Source organism: Craurococcus roseus (assembly GCF_039523795.1).
Taxonomy (GTDB): domain Bacteria; phylum Pseudomonadota; class Alphaproteobacteria; order Acetobacterales; family Acetobacteraceae; genus Craurococcus; species Craurococcus roseus.
On the sequence record NZ_BAAAFZ010000069.1, the window covers coordinates 1 to 14,094 of the forward strand.

At 74.4% G+C, this 14,094-nt stretch carries 12 protein-coding genes and 1 pseudogene; 4 read left to right on the top strand and 9 right to left on the bottom strand.

Translation table 11 applies throughout. From position 1 onward, the window contains the following. Window positions 1-456: pseudogene (locus ABD067_RS20795) on the top strand (LuxR C-terminal-related transcriptional regulator); the annotation flags it as partial. Between the two features lie 34 nt (window positions 457-490). On the opposite strand, the gene ABD067_RS20800 reads toward ABD067_RS20795, so the two are convergent. Next, window positions 491-3,706, bottom strand: a complete 3,216-nt coding sequence (locus tag ABD067_RS20800) for an ATP-binding protein (protein ID WP_343897311.1) — start codon at window positions 3,704-3,706, stop codon at window positions 491-493. 104 nt (window positions 3,707-3,810) lie between these two features. Next, complete coding sequence (locus tag ABD067_RS20805) at window positions 3,811-4,611, bottom strand: Crp/Fnr family transcriptional regulator (protein WP_343897312.1); 801 nt, start codon at window positions 4,609-4,611, stop codon at window positions 3,811-3,813. A gap of 246 nt (window positions 4,612-4,857) precedes the next feature. On the opposite strand from ABD067_RS20805, the gene ABD067_RS20810 reads away from it, so the two are divergent. After that, on the top strand, window positions 4,858-5,028 hold the full coding sequence (locus tag ABD067_RS20810; protein WP_343897313.1) for a hypothetical protein: 171 nt from the start codon (window positions 4,858-4,860) through the stop codon (window positions 5,026-5,028). Between the two features lie 134 nt (window positions 5,029-5,162). Beyond that, entirely contained in the window at window positions 5,163-6,929 is a 1,767-nt protein-coding gene (locus ABD067_RS20815) for a hypothetical protein (protein ID WP_343897314.1), read from the top strand. 28 nt (window positions 6,930-6,957) lie between these two features. Here the strand turns inward: ABD067_RS20815 and ABD067_RS20820 are convergent, their stop codons facing one another. The 7 genes from ABD067_RS20820 to ABD067_RS20850 form a co-directional block, all read right to left on the bottom strand. After that, entirely contained in the window at window positions 6,958-7,821 is an 864-nt protein-coding gene (locus ABD067_RS20820) for a hypothetical protein (protein ID WP_343897315.1), read from the bottom strand. A gap of 90 nt (window positions 7,822-7,911) precedes the next feature. Next, the gene (locus tag ABD067_RS20825) at window positions 7,912-9,198 is read right to left on the bottom strand and encodes a hypothetical protein (RefSeq protein ID WP_343897316.1); all 1,287 of its coding nucleotides are present in this window, start codon (window positions 9,196-9,198) and stop codon (window positions 7,912-7,914) included. Continuing rightward, window positions 9,198-11,066: a phosphoenolpyruvate--protein phosphotransferase gene (ptsP, locus tag ABD067_RS20830; protein WP_343897317.1), complete on the bottom strand. Its 1,869-nt coding sequence runs from the start codon at window positions 11,064-11,066 to the stop codon at window positions 9,198-9,200. Before ptsP ends, ABD067_RS20825 begins: the two co-directional genes overlap by 1 nt. After that, complete coding sequence (locus ABD067_RS20835; RefSeq protein WP_343897340.1) at window positions 11,056-11,325, bottom strand: HPr family phosphocarrier protein; 270 nt, start codon at window positions 11,323-11,325, stop codon at window positions 11,056-11,058. The genes ptsP and ABD067_RS20835 overlap by 11 nt, the downstream gene beginning before the upstream one ends. Before the next feature lie 50 nt (window positions 11,326-11,375). Next, complete coding sequence (locus tag ABD067_RS20840; protein WP_343897318.1) at window positions 11,376-11,867, bottom strand: PTS sugar transporter subunit IIA; 492 nt, start codon at window positions 11,865-11,867, stop codon at window positions 11,376-11,378. Beyond that, the gene (gene rapZ / locus ABD067_RS20845) at window positions 11,864-12,850 is read right to left on the bottom strand and encodes an RNase adapter RapZ (protein WP_343897319.1); all 987 of its coding nucleotides are present in this window, start codon (window positions 12,848-12,850) and stop codon (window positions 11,864-11,866) included. Before rapZ ends, ABD067_RS20840 begins: the two co-directional genes overlap by 4 nt. Then, window positions 12,847-13,299, bottom strand: a complete 453-nt coding sequence (locus tag ABD067_RS20850) for an HPr kinase/phosphorylase (protein WP_343897320.1) — start codon at window positions 13,297-13,299, stop codon at window positions 12,847-12,849. The genes rapZ and ABD067_RS20850 overlap by 4 nt, the downstream gene beginning before the upstream one ends. Window positions 13,300-13,437: 138 nt before the next feature. Between ABD067_RS20850 and ABD067_RS20855 the strand changes: the two genes are divergently transcribed. Beyond that, window positions 13,438-14,094: pyridoxal-phosphate dependent enzyme (locus ABD067_RS20855; protein WP_343897321.1), on the top strand; the 657-nt coding region annotated here is incomplete at its 3' end.

Here is a 14,094-nt window from a genome sequence, read left to right on the forward strand (position 1 = left end):
CGCCGATCCGCCGCCGATCCGCCGCCGACCCTGCTCGCCGCGATCTACGACGCCGCCGCCGGCGGCGTGGAGGGCGCCTTGCCGGTGCCGCGCCCGTCCGGGCGCGCCGCGCTGGCCTTGCACGCGGTGCCGCTCTCGGGGCGCGCCGGCCGGGAGGAGGCGCCCCGCCCTGGCGTGCTGCTGCTGTTGAGCGACCCCGAGCGCGCCGCCCCGGACGCGGCGCTGCGGCACCGCCTCCGCGGGGTCTACCGCCTGACCGAAGCGGAGGCGGCGGTCGCCGCCCGCGCCGCGTGGGGCGTGGGGCTGCCGGAGGTCGCGCAGTCGCTCGGGCTCTCCGTGGCCACCGCCCGCACACATGCGCAGCGGGTGTTCAGCAAGGCCGGCGTCCGCGGCCAAGCCGAGCTGGCGCGTCAGGTCGAGCGCCTGGGCTTGCTGCGCGCGGGGCACGCGGAGTGAGCGGCCGCGGGGACGCCGGCTCCCGCGCCGCCGTTCAGGCGTCCGGCGCCCGGCGGCGCGTCCCGTCCGGTTCGCCCCGCGGCGCGTGCTCGGGCCGGCGCGCGCCGAACTCCGCCCGCCGCCCGCCGCCGTACCCGTGCAGCCTGAACGCCTCGGCGGCGCGGCGTTCCAGGTCTTGCAGGTGCGACAGCTCCGCGACGCGCGCCGCGACGGCGGGGTCGGGCCGCGACGGGCCGAGCAGGCGCGACAGGTCGAGCAGGCACCAGAGCTCGAAGGCCGGCATGCCGCGTTTCCGCGCGCGGGCGGCGGCGTCGCGGAGCAGGGTCTCGGCCTCCTCCGCCCGCCGCCCGCCGGCGTCGCGCGCGATCAACGCGCCGATCCGCATCGCTTCCGCCTCGAACCACAGCTCGCCGCCTTCGCGGACCATCCGCAGGGCGCGCGCGTGGAGCGCTTCGGCTTCGGAAAGGCGGCCGGTGCGGCGCCGCGCGTCAGCCAGGCTGGCGATGTAGCGGACGAGCCCGACGTTGTTGTTGGCTGCGTCGAAGGCCGCGATGGCCTGCTCCATGACGGCGCTCCCCTGCGCCAGGTCGCCCTGGCGGCACAGCGCCCAGCCGAAATGCGCCTCGCCGTGGGTGCGGAGAAAGCCGAGGCGGTGCTGCTCCGACAGCGCGATCAGGCGGCGCGCTTCGCGCATCTGGGCCTCGGAGGCGCCGAGGTGGCCGAACAGCCAGCAGGCGTGGCCGAGCACCAGGCCGAGGGAATACGGGTGGCGCAGCGCTTCGGCGGACCGCATCGCGCCCAGCATGGCCCGGACCGCTTCGTCCACCTCGCCGAGGCAGAACAGGGCGATGCCCAGCAGCGCGGCGCCGTGGACCCGGGCGTCCTGTCCGAAGGTCGAGATGTCCACGAACTCCTGGTCCGGCGGGTGGAGGCCGAGCGAGAACTCCAGCGACTCCCGCGCGCGCCGCGGCTCGCCCGAGGTGATCAGGGCCATGCCGAGGATGCGGTGGCCCACGACGCGGCCCGGCTCGTACCCCTTGCGCTCCGCGACGGAGACGAACAGCTCGGCCAGCGAGACCGCCTCGCGGATGCGGTGCCGCGCCAGGGAGATGGTGAACAGGCCGAACAGGAAGGGGAAGACCTGCTCCGTGGGCTCGCCGTCCATGCAGAGCTGCAGCCCGCGGCGGCAGCACGTGGCGAGCTCCGCGGACGACGTGCCGTGCAGCGCGGCGAGGGGGCCGATGAGCGACGCCTGCAGCTCGACCTCCAGCTGCCGGCGCAGCTCCGGCTCCGCCACGTGGTCTAGGAGCCGCAGCCCTTCGCGGATGTGCCCGACGGCTTCGGTGTGCGCCGAGCGGCGCGCCGCCGCGACGCCCGCCTCCAGCCACGCCCGGGCCGCGGCCGTGTGGTCGCCCGCGGCGGTGAGGTGGTGCGCGAGGATGCCGGGGAGCACCGGGCCCACGCTCTCGCCGCGGCGCAGCGCGTCGGCGATGCGGGCGTGCATCGCGCGCCGTTCGCTCCCGAGCATGGACTCGTAAGCCACGCGCTGGAGCAGGGCGTGGCGGAACTCGTACACGTCCTCCGCCCCGTCGCACCGGCGCCGCAGGATCTCCGCCTCCACCAGCGCGTCCAGCGCTTGCAGGACGGCGGGCCGCGGCAGGCCGAGGAGGTTGGCGAGCGGGCCCGGCGCGAAGGCCCTGCCGGCGCAGGCCGCGGCCTGCACGATGCCCCGCGTATCGCCCAGCCGGTCGAGGCGCTCGGACAGCATCTCGGCCAGGGTGAGCGGCAGCGCGGCCGCTTCCCCGGGGCCCGCCGCGGTCCCCGCCCCGCCCTTCCCGGCGCTCTGGTCGATGAGCGACAGGGTGAGCTGCTCCGCGAAGAGCGGGATGCCGTCCGCGGCCTCGGCGGCGCGCAGCAGCGTCCCGTCCGGCAGCGCCCGGGCGCCGGGCACCGCGCGCGCCAGTTCGAGGCAGTCGGTCAGCGGCAAGGGCTCCAGGCGGATCGTTGCGTCCGCCCGGAGCAGGCCGGCGTTCTCGGACGGCGACCGCAGGGTCAGCACGATGAGCAGCGGCTTCTCCGCGAAGCGCTCGGCGACGTGGGCGAGCAGCTCGGCCGAGGAGCGGTCGATCCAGTGGGCGTCCTCGACCCAGAGCAGCGTCGGCTGGTCGCCCATACCGCGTTCGAAGAGCGAGGCGAGCAGGGCGAACTGCTTCTGCTTGATGAGGGGCGACGGCGCGGCGTCGGCGGCGTCCGGCCCGGCGCCGGGGAGGCCGAGCAGCCCGGCCGCGATGTCCACCTCCTCCTCCGCCGCCGCGCGGCCGAAGGCGTGCAGGAACTTGGCGATCTTGGCGCGGCCGTGCGCCTTGGCCTCGTCCGCGGTCAAGCCGGTCCGCGACCAGAGCAGGCTGGCGGCGGGGTAGAGCGGCGTGTTGGCGAAGATCTCCAGGCAGTTCGCCTGCAACGTCCACGCGTCTTCGGCCTCCGCCCGCTCGCAGAGTTCCGCCACCAGCCGCGTCTTGCCCACGCCGGCCTCGCCTAGGATGTGCACGACCTTGCACCCGGCGCGGCGCTCGGCGAGCTCGCGCCATTGGCCGAGCAGCTCGCGCAGCGGCGCGTCGCGGCCCACCAAGCGGGTGGCGCCGCGCCGGGAACGGTTCCAGCCCCGGTCGGCGCCCGGCCGCGCCCGCAGGACGCGATGCACGAACACGACGCGGGAAAGGCCGCGTACTGTCCACGGGCCGAGCGGCTCGGTTTCGAACACGCCCTCCACCAGTTCAAGCGTCTCGCGGCTCACCACCACGGAGCCGTTCGGCGCCCCGGCCTGCAGGCGGGCCGCGAGGTTGATGGCCTCGCCGACCGCGCCGTGCCCGCCGGTGGCGGCTTCGGCGGGGTCCGGCCCGATCACCACCAAGCCGGTGTGCAGGCCGACCCGGGCGCACATAGGCGGGCGGGCGGGACCGCGTTGCGCCGCATGGCCGCCCAGGGCCGGCACGCGCTCGACCAGTTCCAACGCCGCCCGTATGCCGCGCTCGGCGTCCGTTTCGTGGGCAGCCGGGTAGCCGAAGAAGGCGAGCACGCCGTCGCCCTGGAAAGAGGCCAAGAAGCCGCCCCAGCGCTCGATGACGTCCGCCGCGAGCCGTTGGTAGCGCGCCTGGATGTCCCGGAGGTCCTCGACGTCCAGCCGCTCCGAGAGCGCCGTGTAGCCGGCGAGGTCGCAGAACAGGATCGTGGCGTACCGGCGCTCGACCATGGAATGCGTGGCCCCGACGACGCGTGCGCGCCCGGCGCCATGATGGCGCCGGGTCGCCGGCCTGTCCACGCTCCGTTCGCCGGTGAGCAGCGGCCCCGTCCCGTTCAGCCCGGTCCGCGCAGGCGCGTTTCGATCTCGGTCTGCAGCGCGTCCGGGCGGTGCAGGACGATGGCGCGCCGGCCGACCGTCAACAGGCCGGAGCGGGCCATCTCCGCCATCTCCCGCGACACCGTCTCGCGGCGCGTGCCGATGCGGGCGGCGAGCACGTGCTGCTGCGGCGGCGGGCTCAACGCGCGTTCGCCGCCGCCGCGGTCGCGCGACAAGCGGAGCAGTTCGGCCATCAGCCGCTGGCGCACCGGCAGGGCCATGAATTCGAGCAGCCTTTCGTCCTTGGCCCGCAGGCGCGACGCCAGCAGGCGCAGCAGCCGCCGCGCGGCGACCGGCGAGGCCAGCGCGGCGTCCATGAAGGCCGGCCCCGGCACCGCGCAGACGCGCGTGCGCTGGAGCGCGGTGACGTTGGCGGAGCGCGGGACGCCGTCGATCGCCGCCAACTCGCCGAAGAAGCTGCCCGCGCCGAGGTCGTTCAGGATCGCCTCGTAGCCGAGCGCCGTGCGCACCACGACGCGCACGGCGCCCTCGGCCACGAAGAACACCTCGTCCGTAGGATCGCCGGAGTCCACCACCACCTCGCCCGGCGCGTAGACTTGCCACCGGGCCCGCGCGGCGAGCGCGGCCAACGCCTCGTCCGGCACGCCGGCGAAGAAGGGCAGTTGGCGCAGCGAGGAAAGGCTGGCGATGCCCGTCGGCGGAGCCGCCGCTGGCGGCGGCGGCGCCGTTTGGCCGACCGGTCGATGCTGCTGCGTCCCGGGCCGGTCGCCGCGTGCCTGGAGGGTGGTGCTCGACATGGGCGGGTCCTCGGATTCCGAATGCATTCCACCACTTGCAAGGCGCGAAAGCATGTGCGCTGCGTCACTCCATGCCTCAATCTCGCCTTTGTGATGACAACAATGAGACAATATTCCGTAGCCGGAGCTTGAAATTCAACGCGTGAGCCGGGGCACAGCTTGGTGCCGCGGCGGACGGCATCCTCCCGGCATCGACGCGAACCGGGCCTCGTCCGGGGGCGTCCCGATCCTCTCCGGGAGACCGCCATGCCCCTCCGCACCCCCCTGCGCCATGAAAACAGCGCCCGCCACCGCCGCGCCGCGCCGGCCGCCCCCAGGGGCCTGTCCTGCCGCTTCCGCGCCGCGGCGGGCGCGCTCCGCCGCTGGTGGGCGGAAGAGCGGCACTACCGGCCGGAGCGCCACTACATGCGCGGCTGAAAGGCCCCCCGGAGCCTGGCGTCCAACTCCGCAGTGACCGATCGCACAGTCCGGGCGCCCGCCGCCAGGATAGCGTGTCCCGGTGCTGAAACGTTCCTGGCCGAACCGGCCGGCGCGGGAGGGAAGGGGGCAGGATGCCCGAGGCCGACACGGGATTCGACGCGGCTGCGACAGAGGCGCGGCTGCGCCTGCCCTTGGTCCCGCGCGAAGACGGCGTTTTCCGGTTGGGCTTGGTGCTCAACGGCACCGTCTCGGCGGGCGCCTGGACGGCGGGCGCGCTCGACTTCCTTGTCGAGGCGCTGGACCTCTGGGAAGACAAGAAGCGCGAGGACCGCGAGCGCGGCGACGGGCGCCCGACCGTGCCCGACCACGAAATGCGCCTCGGCGTGGTCGGCGGGGCGTCGGGCGGCGGCGTTTGCGCGGCGCTGCTCGCGCGCGCGGCCGGCTGGGACTTCCCCCACGCGACTGATGCCGGCGCCAAGTCCAACCGGTCCAACCCCTTCTGGCGCGCGTGGGTGGAAGAACTCGACATGGCGCGGATGCTGGACCCGTCCGACCTGTCCGCCCCCGGGTCGGTGCCGGCGTCGCTGTTGTCGGGCGCCGCGGTGGAGGCCGCGGCCGGTGTTGTCCTCGGGTGGCCGAACGGGGACATGCGGCCGCGCCGCCGCGCCTGGCTGGCCGACCCGCTCCGCGTCGCCCTCACCCTGACCAACCTGCGCGGCGTCCCGTACCGCATCGACTTCGGCCCAGACGGCGCCGGGCGCTCCCGGTCAAGCCACTACGTGGACCACGCCGACCACGCCCTCTTCGCCTTCCCCACCGGCGAAGGCGGCGGCGCGGACGGCGCCCCCGGCCTGCGCGGCGACGAGTGCCCGGTCCTCGGCCCCGCGGACTGGGAGCGCTTCTCGGAATTCACCAAGGCCACGTCCGCCTTCCCTGGCTGTTTCCCGGCCCGGCGCCTCCGCCGCCCCGTCGCCGACTACGATTGGCGCGGCGTCGTGCTGCCGGGCGAAAAGGGGCAGCCGCCGCGCATCGCGCTGCGCCGGCCGGCCTGGGACGCGCTCGATCCGCCGGTGCGGCGCGACCTTCCCTACGGCTTCGATTGTGTGGACGGAGGCGCGCTGAACAACCAGCCTGTGGAACTGGTGCGGACGGCGTTGTCCGGGCTCGGCGGTTCCAACCCGCGCGACCCGAAGGAGGCTGACGCCGCCGTGCTGCTGCTCGATCCCTGCGCCGCGGTGCCGCGCTGCGACCCGCCGCCGCCCGTGGAGCGCGACATGCTGGGCGTGCTGGGCGGGCTCGCCGCCGCCTGGATGGACCAGGGGCGCTTCGCCACCTCCGACCTCCTGCTGGCGTTGGACCCCGATGTGTCCAGCCGCTTCCTCCTCACCGCCCGGCGGGAACGCGACGGGAAGCAGCGCCACGGCGGCGCGGCGTTGGCGACCGGCGGCATGGGCGCCTTCCTGGGCTTCTTCGGCCGCGAGCTGCGCGTCCACGACTACCTGATGGGCCGCGAGAACTGCCGCTACTTCCTGATGCACGACTTCGTGCTGCACGAGGACAACCCGGTGTTCCGCGGCTTCGCCGCGCGCCACCCCGGCGTGGCGGAGGAATACCGCCCTTGCCCCGGCCACGGCGACTGGCTGCCGATCGTGCCGGTCGCGGAGCACCTGCGCGTGCCGCGGCTGCTGCCGCCTTGGCCGCGCGCGGCGGTCGACCCCGCGAACCTGTCCGAGCCGCTGGAAGAGCGCTTCGGGCTGCTGCTGCGCCGCCTGCTCGACCACCACGGGGTGGACATCCCGCTGGACGGGCTGCTGGTGGACTGGATCGCCGCGCGCAAGCTGGCGCGCGCGATGGAAGCGCGCTTGCGCGAAGCGCTGGAGAGCGGGGCGTTGAATTAGGGCCGACGTCCGGCCCAACCGCACCCCATCAGCGCCCGCCCACTCCGAACGCCCATTGCAGGGCGAAGGCGAGTTCGAAGCGCGGCGAGTCCCGGTTGGTCCCGACGCCCCCGGCCAGACCGAGCACCGTTCGCCCGTTGGGCAAGCGGTGGCGGATGCCTACCTGGACCAAGCTGAAATCCCGCTGCCCGCGCTCCTGCTGCTCCCTCGCGTAGGTGGCTACCAGCGCCGTGTCGTGCCTGACCGCCTGCCCGATAGAAGCGTTGACGAAGACGCGGTTCGGCCGCTCGCTCGGCAGCGGATCGATGCGCGCCACCCAACCCAGGTTCAGGTTGACGCCGAGCTGCAGCCCCCCGTCGCGCGCGAAGGTCTTGCCGAACAGCGCGGCGAGGTCGGCCTCATAGGCCGGCCTGCCGGGCCCGTAGATCATCCGCGCCCGCCCTTGGAAGGCGGCGGCCGGCACGGCGCCGTGCTCTTCGGCGAGCTGGTACAGCGCGCCGAGCACCGTCGCGCCGCCCCAGTTCGGCCCTTGGCTGCCGTCGTCGGCCGCGCCGGTCCTATCGGTGGCGAAGCCGAGCCTGCGGCGCACGTCGAGGTTGCCGTAATCGCCGATCTGGCCGAAGCGGAGCGAGAGCCTCCGCGCCACGCCGACCTCCAACTCCGTATCGATCCCCGCCGTGTTGCGGACGCGCCCGCGGCGCGAACGCGCGTAGGACCCGACGACGGCCAACTCGGCCTCGCCGGGCGGGGCGGCGATGGGGTCGGTGATCTCGAAGGGGTCGTCGGCCAGCGTGATCGGCTCTTCCTGGGCCGCCGCGCGCGGGGCGGCGGACAGGAGCAGCGGCGGCGTCAACAGGAAAGCGGCGAAGGCGGGCTGCAGAAGGCGGGGCACCGGGCCATCCTTACGGCGACTCCGGCGGCGCACCAAACGCGCGCTGCCGCCGTCCAACCGCGAACTCTCCGACCCGCGGCGCGGCGGGCGTCAGAACTGCCGCTCCCAGCTCACCGCGAAGCCGAAGTCGTTGCTCCGCCCTTCCAGCTTCTGCCGGAGCTGGCGCCATGCGAAGGTCAGCGACAGCCCCCGCAGCACGGGCGCGTCGGTCAACGACCCCAACGCGTAGGTGGCGCTGGCGGTGTGTTGGGAGCGCAGGCCGCGCTCGCCGCGCGGCGCGTCGGCCTCGCGGTTGCCCATCCAGGCGTACGACCAAGACCAAGCGTCGCGCCGCGCCTGGACGCCGGCGGTCAACCACTCGGCGCTGCGGCCGCGGAAGCCGCCCTCCCGATCCAGCCGGACCCACTCCGCCATCGGCGCGACGACGACGTCGCCGGGCAGCGCGAAGCTGCCGAAGGCGCCGGCCACATAACCTTGTTCGTTCGCGCCGCGCCCCACGGCCGTTGCGTCCTCGCCCGGCTCGCGTTCGGACCACGCGAGGGTGTAGCCGATCGGCCCGATCGGCGTGGGGACGCCGAAGCCGCCGAGCGAGAGCACCCGGCCGGCGAGGCCGGAGGCGTTGTCGGGGCTGCCGAGCCCGCGGCTGTTGCGCCAGAACAGGCGCGGGACCCGCTCCGGTATGCGGCCGACGAGGCTTGGATCGGCGCGCCGCTCGTCCGCCGCTTCGCCTTCGAACCAGCGCCGGGCGAACAGGCCGCCTGAGAGCACCGATCTGTCGGCGTGGAAGGCTTCGAATTGCAGGGTGTGCCTGCCGATCCGCTCCGCCGGGCCGATGAAGTCCGACAGGTAGAGCCTGGCGCCGAAGCCCAACTTCTCGGTCAACTCGTACTCGCGGGCGAAATCGGTGCCGTAGAGGCCGGGCCCGCGGTCCCACGCGAAGCCGAAGCGCGGGTGGAACTTGCCGCCGAAGAGTTCGAGGGGGCCGCCGGTCCAGGAAAGGTACAGCTCCTCCAGCCACGCCGTGTGGTCGCGCGCCGGCGGGTCCGGTGTGAAGCGCGGCGCCGATTCGAGGCGCGTGGCGCCCCGCAGCGCGAAGCCGTAGGGCACGAGCAGCCAGCCGGCGAGCAACTGCTCGGTGCCGCCGACGCCGTAGCGCGCGCGGCCGTCGCGCGGGCCGACGACGTCCAATTGCAGCTTGCCCTGCTGCAACCCGCCGAGAACGTAATCCTCGCCGCTGGGACGCGGCCATATGCGCTCCGGCCGGTCCGGCACACCCGGGCCGACGTTGCGCGTCTGCGACGCAGCGGGGGCGCCGGCCAGCGACGCCCCCAGCAGCCCCGCGGTGAGGCTGATCGGCGCTGCGGGCCGCCGGCGCATCAAACCTTCGCCGCCACTCCTTCCGCGAACTCCGTCACCAACTCGCGGATGCGCGCCGGGTCGGACTGCTCCATCACCCGCCGCGCGAAGCGGGCGCAGTCGCCGATCTCGAGCGCCCGCACCGCCTGCTTCACGCGCGGGATGGACCCCGCGTTCATCGAGAACGAACGGATGCCGAGGCCCAGCAGCAGCGGGACCAGCTTCGGGTTTCCCGCCATCTCGCCGCAAACGGAAACCGGCATCCGCAGGCGCAGCGCCGCTTCCGTGGCGAACTGCATCAGGCGCAGCACGGCGGGGTGCAGCGGGTCGTAGAGGTGGCTCACCTCCGCCTCCGCCCGGTCCACCGCGAGGGTGTACATGGCGAGGTCGTTGGTGCCGATGGCGAAGAAGTCCGCTTCCAGCGCGATGGCGTCGGCGGCGAGCGCGGCGCCGGGCGTCTCGATCATCACACCCACCTCGGGCAGCCGCTCCGGCAGCCGCTCGCCGCGGCGGCGCAGGCGGCGCGCCACGCGCTCCAGGATCTCGCGCGCCTGCTTCACCTCGGCCGGGTTCGTCACCAGCGGCAGCAGCACGCGGACGTTGCCGCGGTCGGCCACGCGCAGGATGGCGGCGAACTGCGCCTCAAGCAGTTCGGGCCGCTTCAGCAGCAGCCGCAGGCCGCGCAGCCCTAGCGCGGGGTTCGGCCCGCCGTGGGTCGGCGCGATGCCGGAGTTCTGCGCCTCCATGTCCTTCTCGCCGCCCCAGTCGAGCACGCGGATGGTGACGGGATCGTCGCCCATCGCCTCCACGATCTGGGTGTAGGCGGCAAGCTGCGCCTCCTCGCCAGGGAGGTCCTCGCGGTTCATGAACAGGAACTCGGTGCGGAGCAGCCCGATGCCCTGCGCGCCCGCCTGGGCGATCAGCGGCAGTTCGGCCGGGATCTCTAGGTTGGCCTGCAGCTCCACCGTCTCGCCGTCCGTGGTCACGGCCGGCAGGCGGCGGAGCTTGGCTAGCTTGGCGCGCTCCCGTGCGAAGGCCGCCAGCGACTCGCGCCCGCGCTCCAGCGCCGCCTCGCCCGGCCAGAGCACCACCGTCCCGGTCGTGCCGTCCAGCACCGCCGGCACGCCGCGCGCCGCGTCGTGGGTGAGGCCGGCGCAGCCCAGCACGGAGGGTATGCCGAGAGCGCGGAGCATGATGGCGGTGTGGCCGTCGGCGCCGCCCTCCTCGGTGGCGACGCCGGCGATCCGCGATGGGTCGAGCAGCGCGGCGTCGGCCGGCGTCAGCGCCTCGGCCACCAGGATGGAGCCCTCCGGCACGTCCTTCAGGGAGCGGAAGGGCGTGGCGGTGAGGTTGCGCATCAGGCGGCGCGCGATCTCCCGCACCTCGGCGGCGCGACGGTACAGTCCGCCCTTGTCGTCGTCCTTGGCGGCCAGGATGGCGGCGGCGATGCTTTCGGACTCGTCCAGCACCGCGGTTTCCGCGGCCAAGCGCTCGCTCTCGATCCGCTTGCGGGCGTTGCGCAGCAGCCGGGAGTTGCCGAGCATCATCACGTAGGCTTCGAGCAGCGGCGCCAGCTCGTGCTGCGCCTCGTCGGGCAGCAGCGCGAGCTTGCTCTTCAGCTTGCCGAGCTGCTTGCGGGACAGCGCGACGGCCTCCGCCAGCCGGGCGCGCTCGGCTTCCACCGCGTAGGCCGGGATGGTGCGGCGGGGCGTCTCCGCCGGCATCTCGGCGGTGTCGTAAAGCGGCCCGATGGCGACGCCAGGCGCGATGGGGATGCCCTGGAAGGCGGTCTCGCGCCCCTTGCGCGGCGGCCCTGCCGAGGCGTCGCGCTTGCCGCCGTCGCGGCGCGCGTGTTCGGACGATTTGGCCTCCAGCCGCTCAGTCCTCATGGAAGCCGGCCTCGACCAGCCCGGCCACCGCTTCCAACGCTTCCTTGGCGTCCCACCCGTCCGCCTCAATCGTGATCTCGCTGCCGACGCCAGCGCCCAGCATCATGAGGCCCATGATGGAGTTGGCCGGCACCGTTTCGCCATCCCGCGTGACGTTCACGCTGGATGAGAACCGCTCCGCCACCGACACCAGCTTGGCGGCGGCGCGGGCGTGGAGGCCGCGCGAATTGGTGATCCGCACCGAACGGCGGAGCGCCATGGGGGAGGCATCGGTGGCCGGGCCGGCGCCGGCTGCTTCGGGCCCGCCGCTCACGTCCCGCCGGTCCCGCCGCCGCCCTTGCCGTTCGGGACGGCGCCGTTGGTCGCCGCGCCGTTGACGGAGCAAGCCGGCGCGGCGCCGTTGGCGCCGTCCGCCTTGCAGCCCGTGGTGGAGATGTACTTGCGGCCGGCGGCGGCGGCGTGGTCCACCGCGTCGGCCAGCCGCTCGGAGCCGCGGATCTTCGCCAGCTTCACCAGGAGCGGCAGGTTGACGCCGGCGATGACGTCCACGTGCTCCTTGTCGGCGAGCGATGCGGCGAGATTGCAGGGGGTGCCGCCGAGGATGTCGGTGAGCACAACGACGCCGTCGCCCTGCTCGACGGATGCGATCCTGTCGCGGATCACTTGCCGGCAATCCTCGACGTCGTCGTCGGGGCCGATGCAGACGGTGGCGACCGCGCGCTGCGGGCCGACCACGTGCTCCATCGCAAGGCGGAGCTCCTCGGCCAAGCGGCCGTGGGTGACCAGGACTAGTCCGATCATGGGATGCGTGACAGGGCCTCCCGACCCTCTTGCTGGGCGGCGGGCGAACCTTCTGGGGCCGGCGCATCGCGCGGCCCGGCGCTACGGCCGGAAGGTGCCACGTCCCCTGTTCCGGGTGACAATTCGCGGTGGTTCGCGTCGGCTTGCCAGCCGGAGCGACGGAGATGGGCGGTCAAGCGCTCCGCCGCAAGGACCGACCTGTGCCTGCCCCCGGTGCAGCCGAGCGCCACCGTGAGGTACTTCTTGCCCTCCGCCACGTAGCGGGGCAAGAGCGGGTCGAGGAAGCCGGTCAGTCGCGCCCAAAAGGCCGGGAAATCCGGGTCCGCCTCCACGTGGGCGGCCACCGCCGCGTCCCGGCCGGTGAGCGGGCGCAGCGCCGGGTCGTAGTGCGGGTTGCGCAGGAAGCGCAGGTCGAACACCAGATCGGCGTCGCGCGGCAGCCCGCGCGGGAAGGCGAAGCTCTGCACCAGGATGGACAGGCCGGGGGCGCCGTCGGGACGGAACCGCCGCTCCACCAACCGGCGCAGCTCCGGCGAGGGCAGGTCCGTCGTGTCCATCACCAGGTCCGCGGCGTTCCGCAGCGGCTCCATCAACGCGCGCTCGTGGGCGATGCCGTCCTGCACGCGCCCGTTCGGCGCCAGCGGGTGCCGCCGGCGGGTTTCCGTGTAGCGGCGCAGCAGGGTGGCGTCCTCGGCCGTGGCGTAGACCAGGCTCACGGTGAGGTCCGGCCGCAGCCGCAGCCGCTCCACGGCGAGCAGCACCGTCCCCGGCGAGAAGCCGCGGGTGCGGGTGTCCACGCCGGCCGCGAGCGGCCGGTCACCGTCGCCCACCAACTCCTCCAGGGTGTGCAGCGGCGGGTTGTCCACCGTCTCGAAACCGAGATCCTCCAGCACTCGGAGGATGGAGGCCTTGCCCGCGCCCGACAGCCCGGTCACCAGCACGACCGGACGGGGCCGGGCGGGTCGTCGGGAGGGGGAAGTCACGCGAAGGCCCCCGCCCGTTGACGGACGCGGCCGACGGCGGCGTCCAACGCCAAGGCCACCTTCGCCGGGGCGGAAGGGCCTGCGTCCAGCGCCACCTCGGGCAGGGCCACTCCGTCGGGGCCGCGCCACAGGGCGGGGGAGGGCAGGCGCGGCACCGCTTCGGCCGAGACCAGCCGCACCGCCAGCCGCAGCACCGCGTCGCCGGGCACCGCCATCGGCAAGCCTTCGAAAATGCCCAACCCGCGCACCTCCAGCATGCCCCGCAGCGCCGCCGGGGCCTCAACGCGCAAGGCCGGCCCCTCGCTCCGCAACAGGCACTGGTCGTCGGCGATCAAATTCCAACCGCCCTGGATCAAGCGCAACGCGAGGTCGGACTTGCCGGACCCGGGCGGACCCAGGAGCAGCACGGCCTCCGCCCCACGGGCGACGCAACTGGCATGGAGCAGCATTCCTGCGCCACCGAAACGGTACAGCGGACCATGGCAGAAACCGCCGGCCGATCCAAGCACGCCGCGGTTGCGCCGATTTTTTGGACGTGCAACTCCCCGCGCGCCATGACGAACCCCGCCGCTTCCCGCGACTTGCCCGTGACCCGCGCCGACGTGGCCGCCGCGGCCGCCCGCATCGCCGGGCGCGTGCGCCGGACGCCGGTGCTGCGGCTGGCCGGGCCGGACCTCGGCCTGCCACACCCCGTCGCGCTGAAGCTCGAGCAGTTGCAGGTGGCGGGCAGCTTCAAACCCCGCGGCGCCTTCAACCGGATGCTCTCCGCCGGCGCCCTGCCCGCGGCCGGCGTGGTGGCGGCCTCCGGCGGCAACCACGGCGCGGCGGTCGCCTGCGCCGCGCGGGCGCTCGGCGTCCGAGCCGAGGTCTTCGTCCCTGAAATCTCCGCCGCGGCGAAGCGCGCGCTGATCGCCGGCTACGGCGCCAAGCTGGTGGTGGGCGGCGCGGCCTACGACGAGGCGCGGCTGGCGAGCGAGCGGCGCGCGGCCGAAACCGGCGCGCTGCTGGTCCACGCCTACGACCAGCCGGAGGTGTTGGCCGGGCAGGGCACGGTGGCGGCGGAGTTCGAGGAGGACGCGCCGGAGCTGACGCACCTCCTGGTGGCCGTGGGCGGCGGCGGGCTGATCGGCGGCATCGCCGCGTGGCACGCCGGCGGGCGCGGCGGCGCCGAGGTGGTCGCCGTGGAGCCGGAAGGCTGCCCCGCGCTGTCCGAAGCGCTGCGGGCCGGGCGCCCCGTGCCCCCG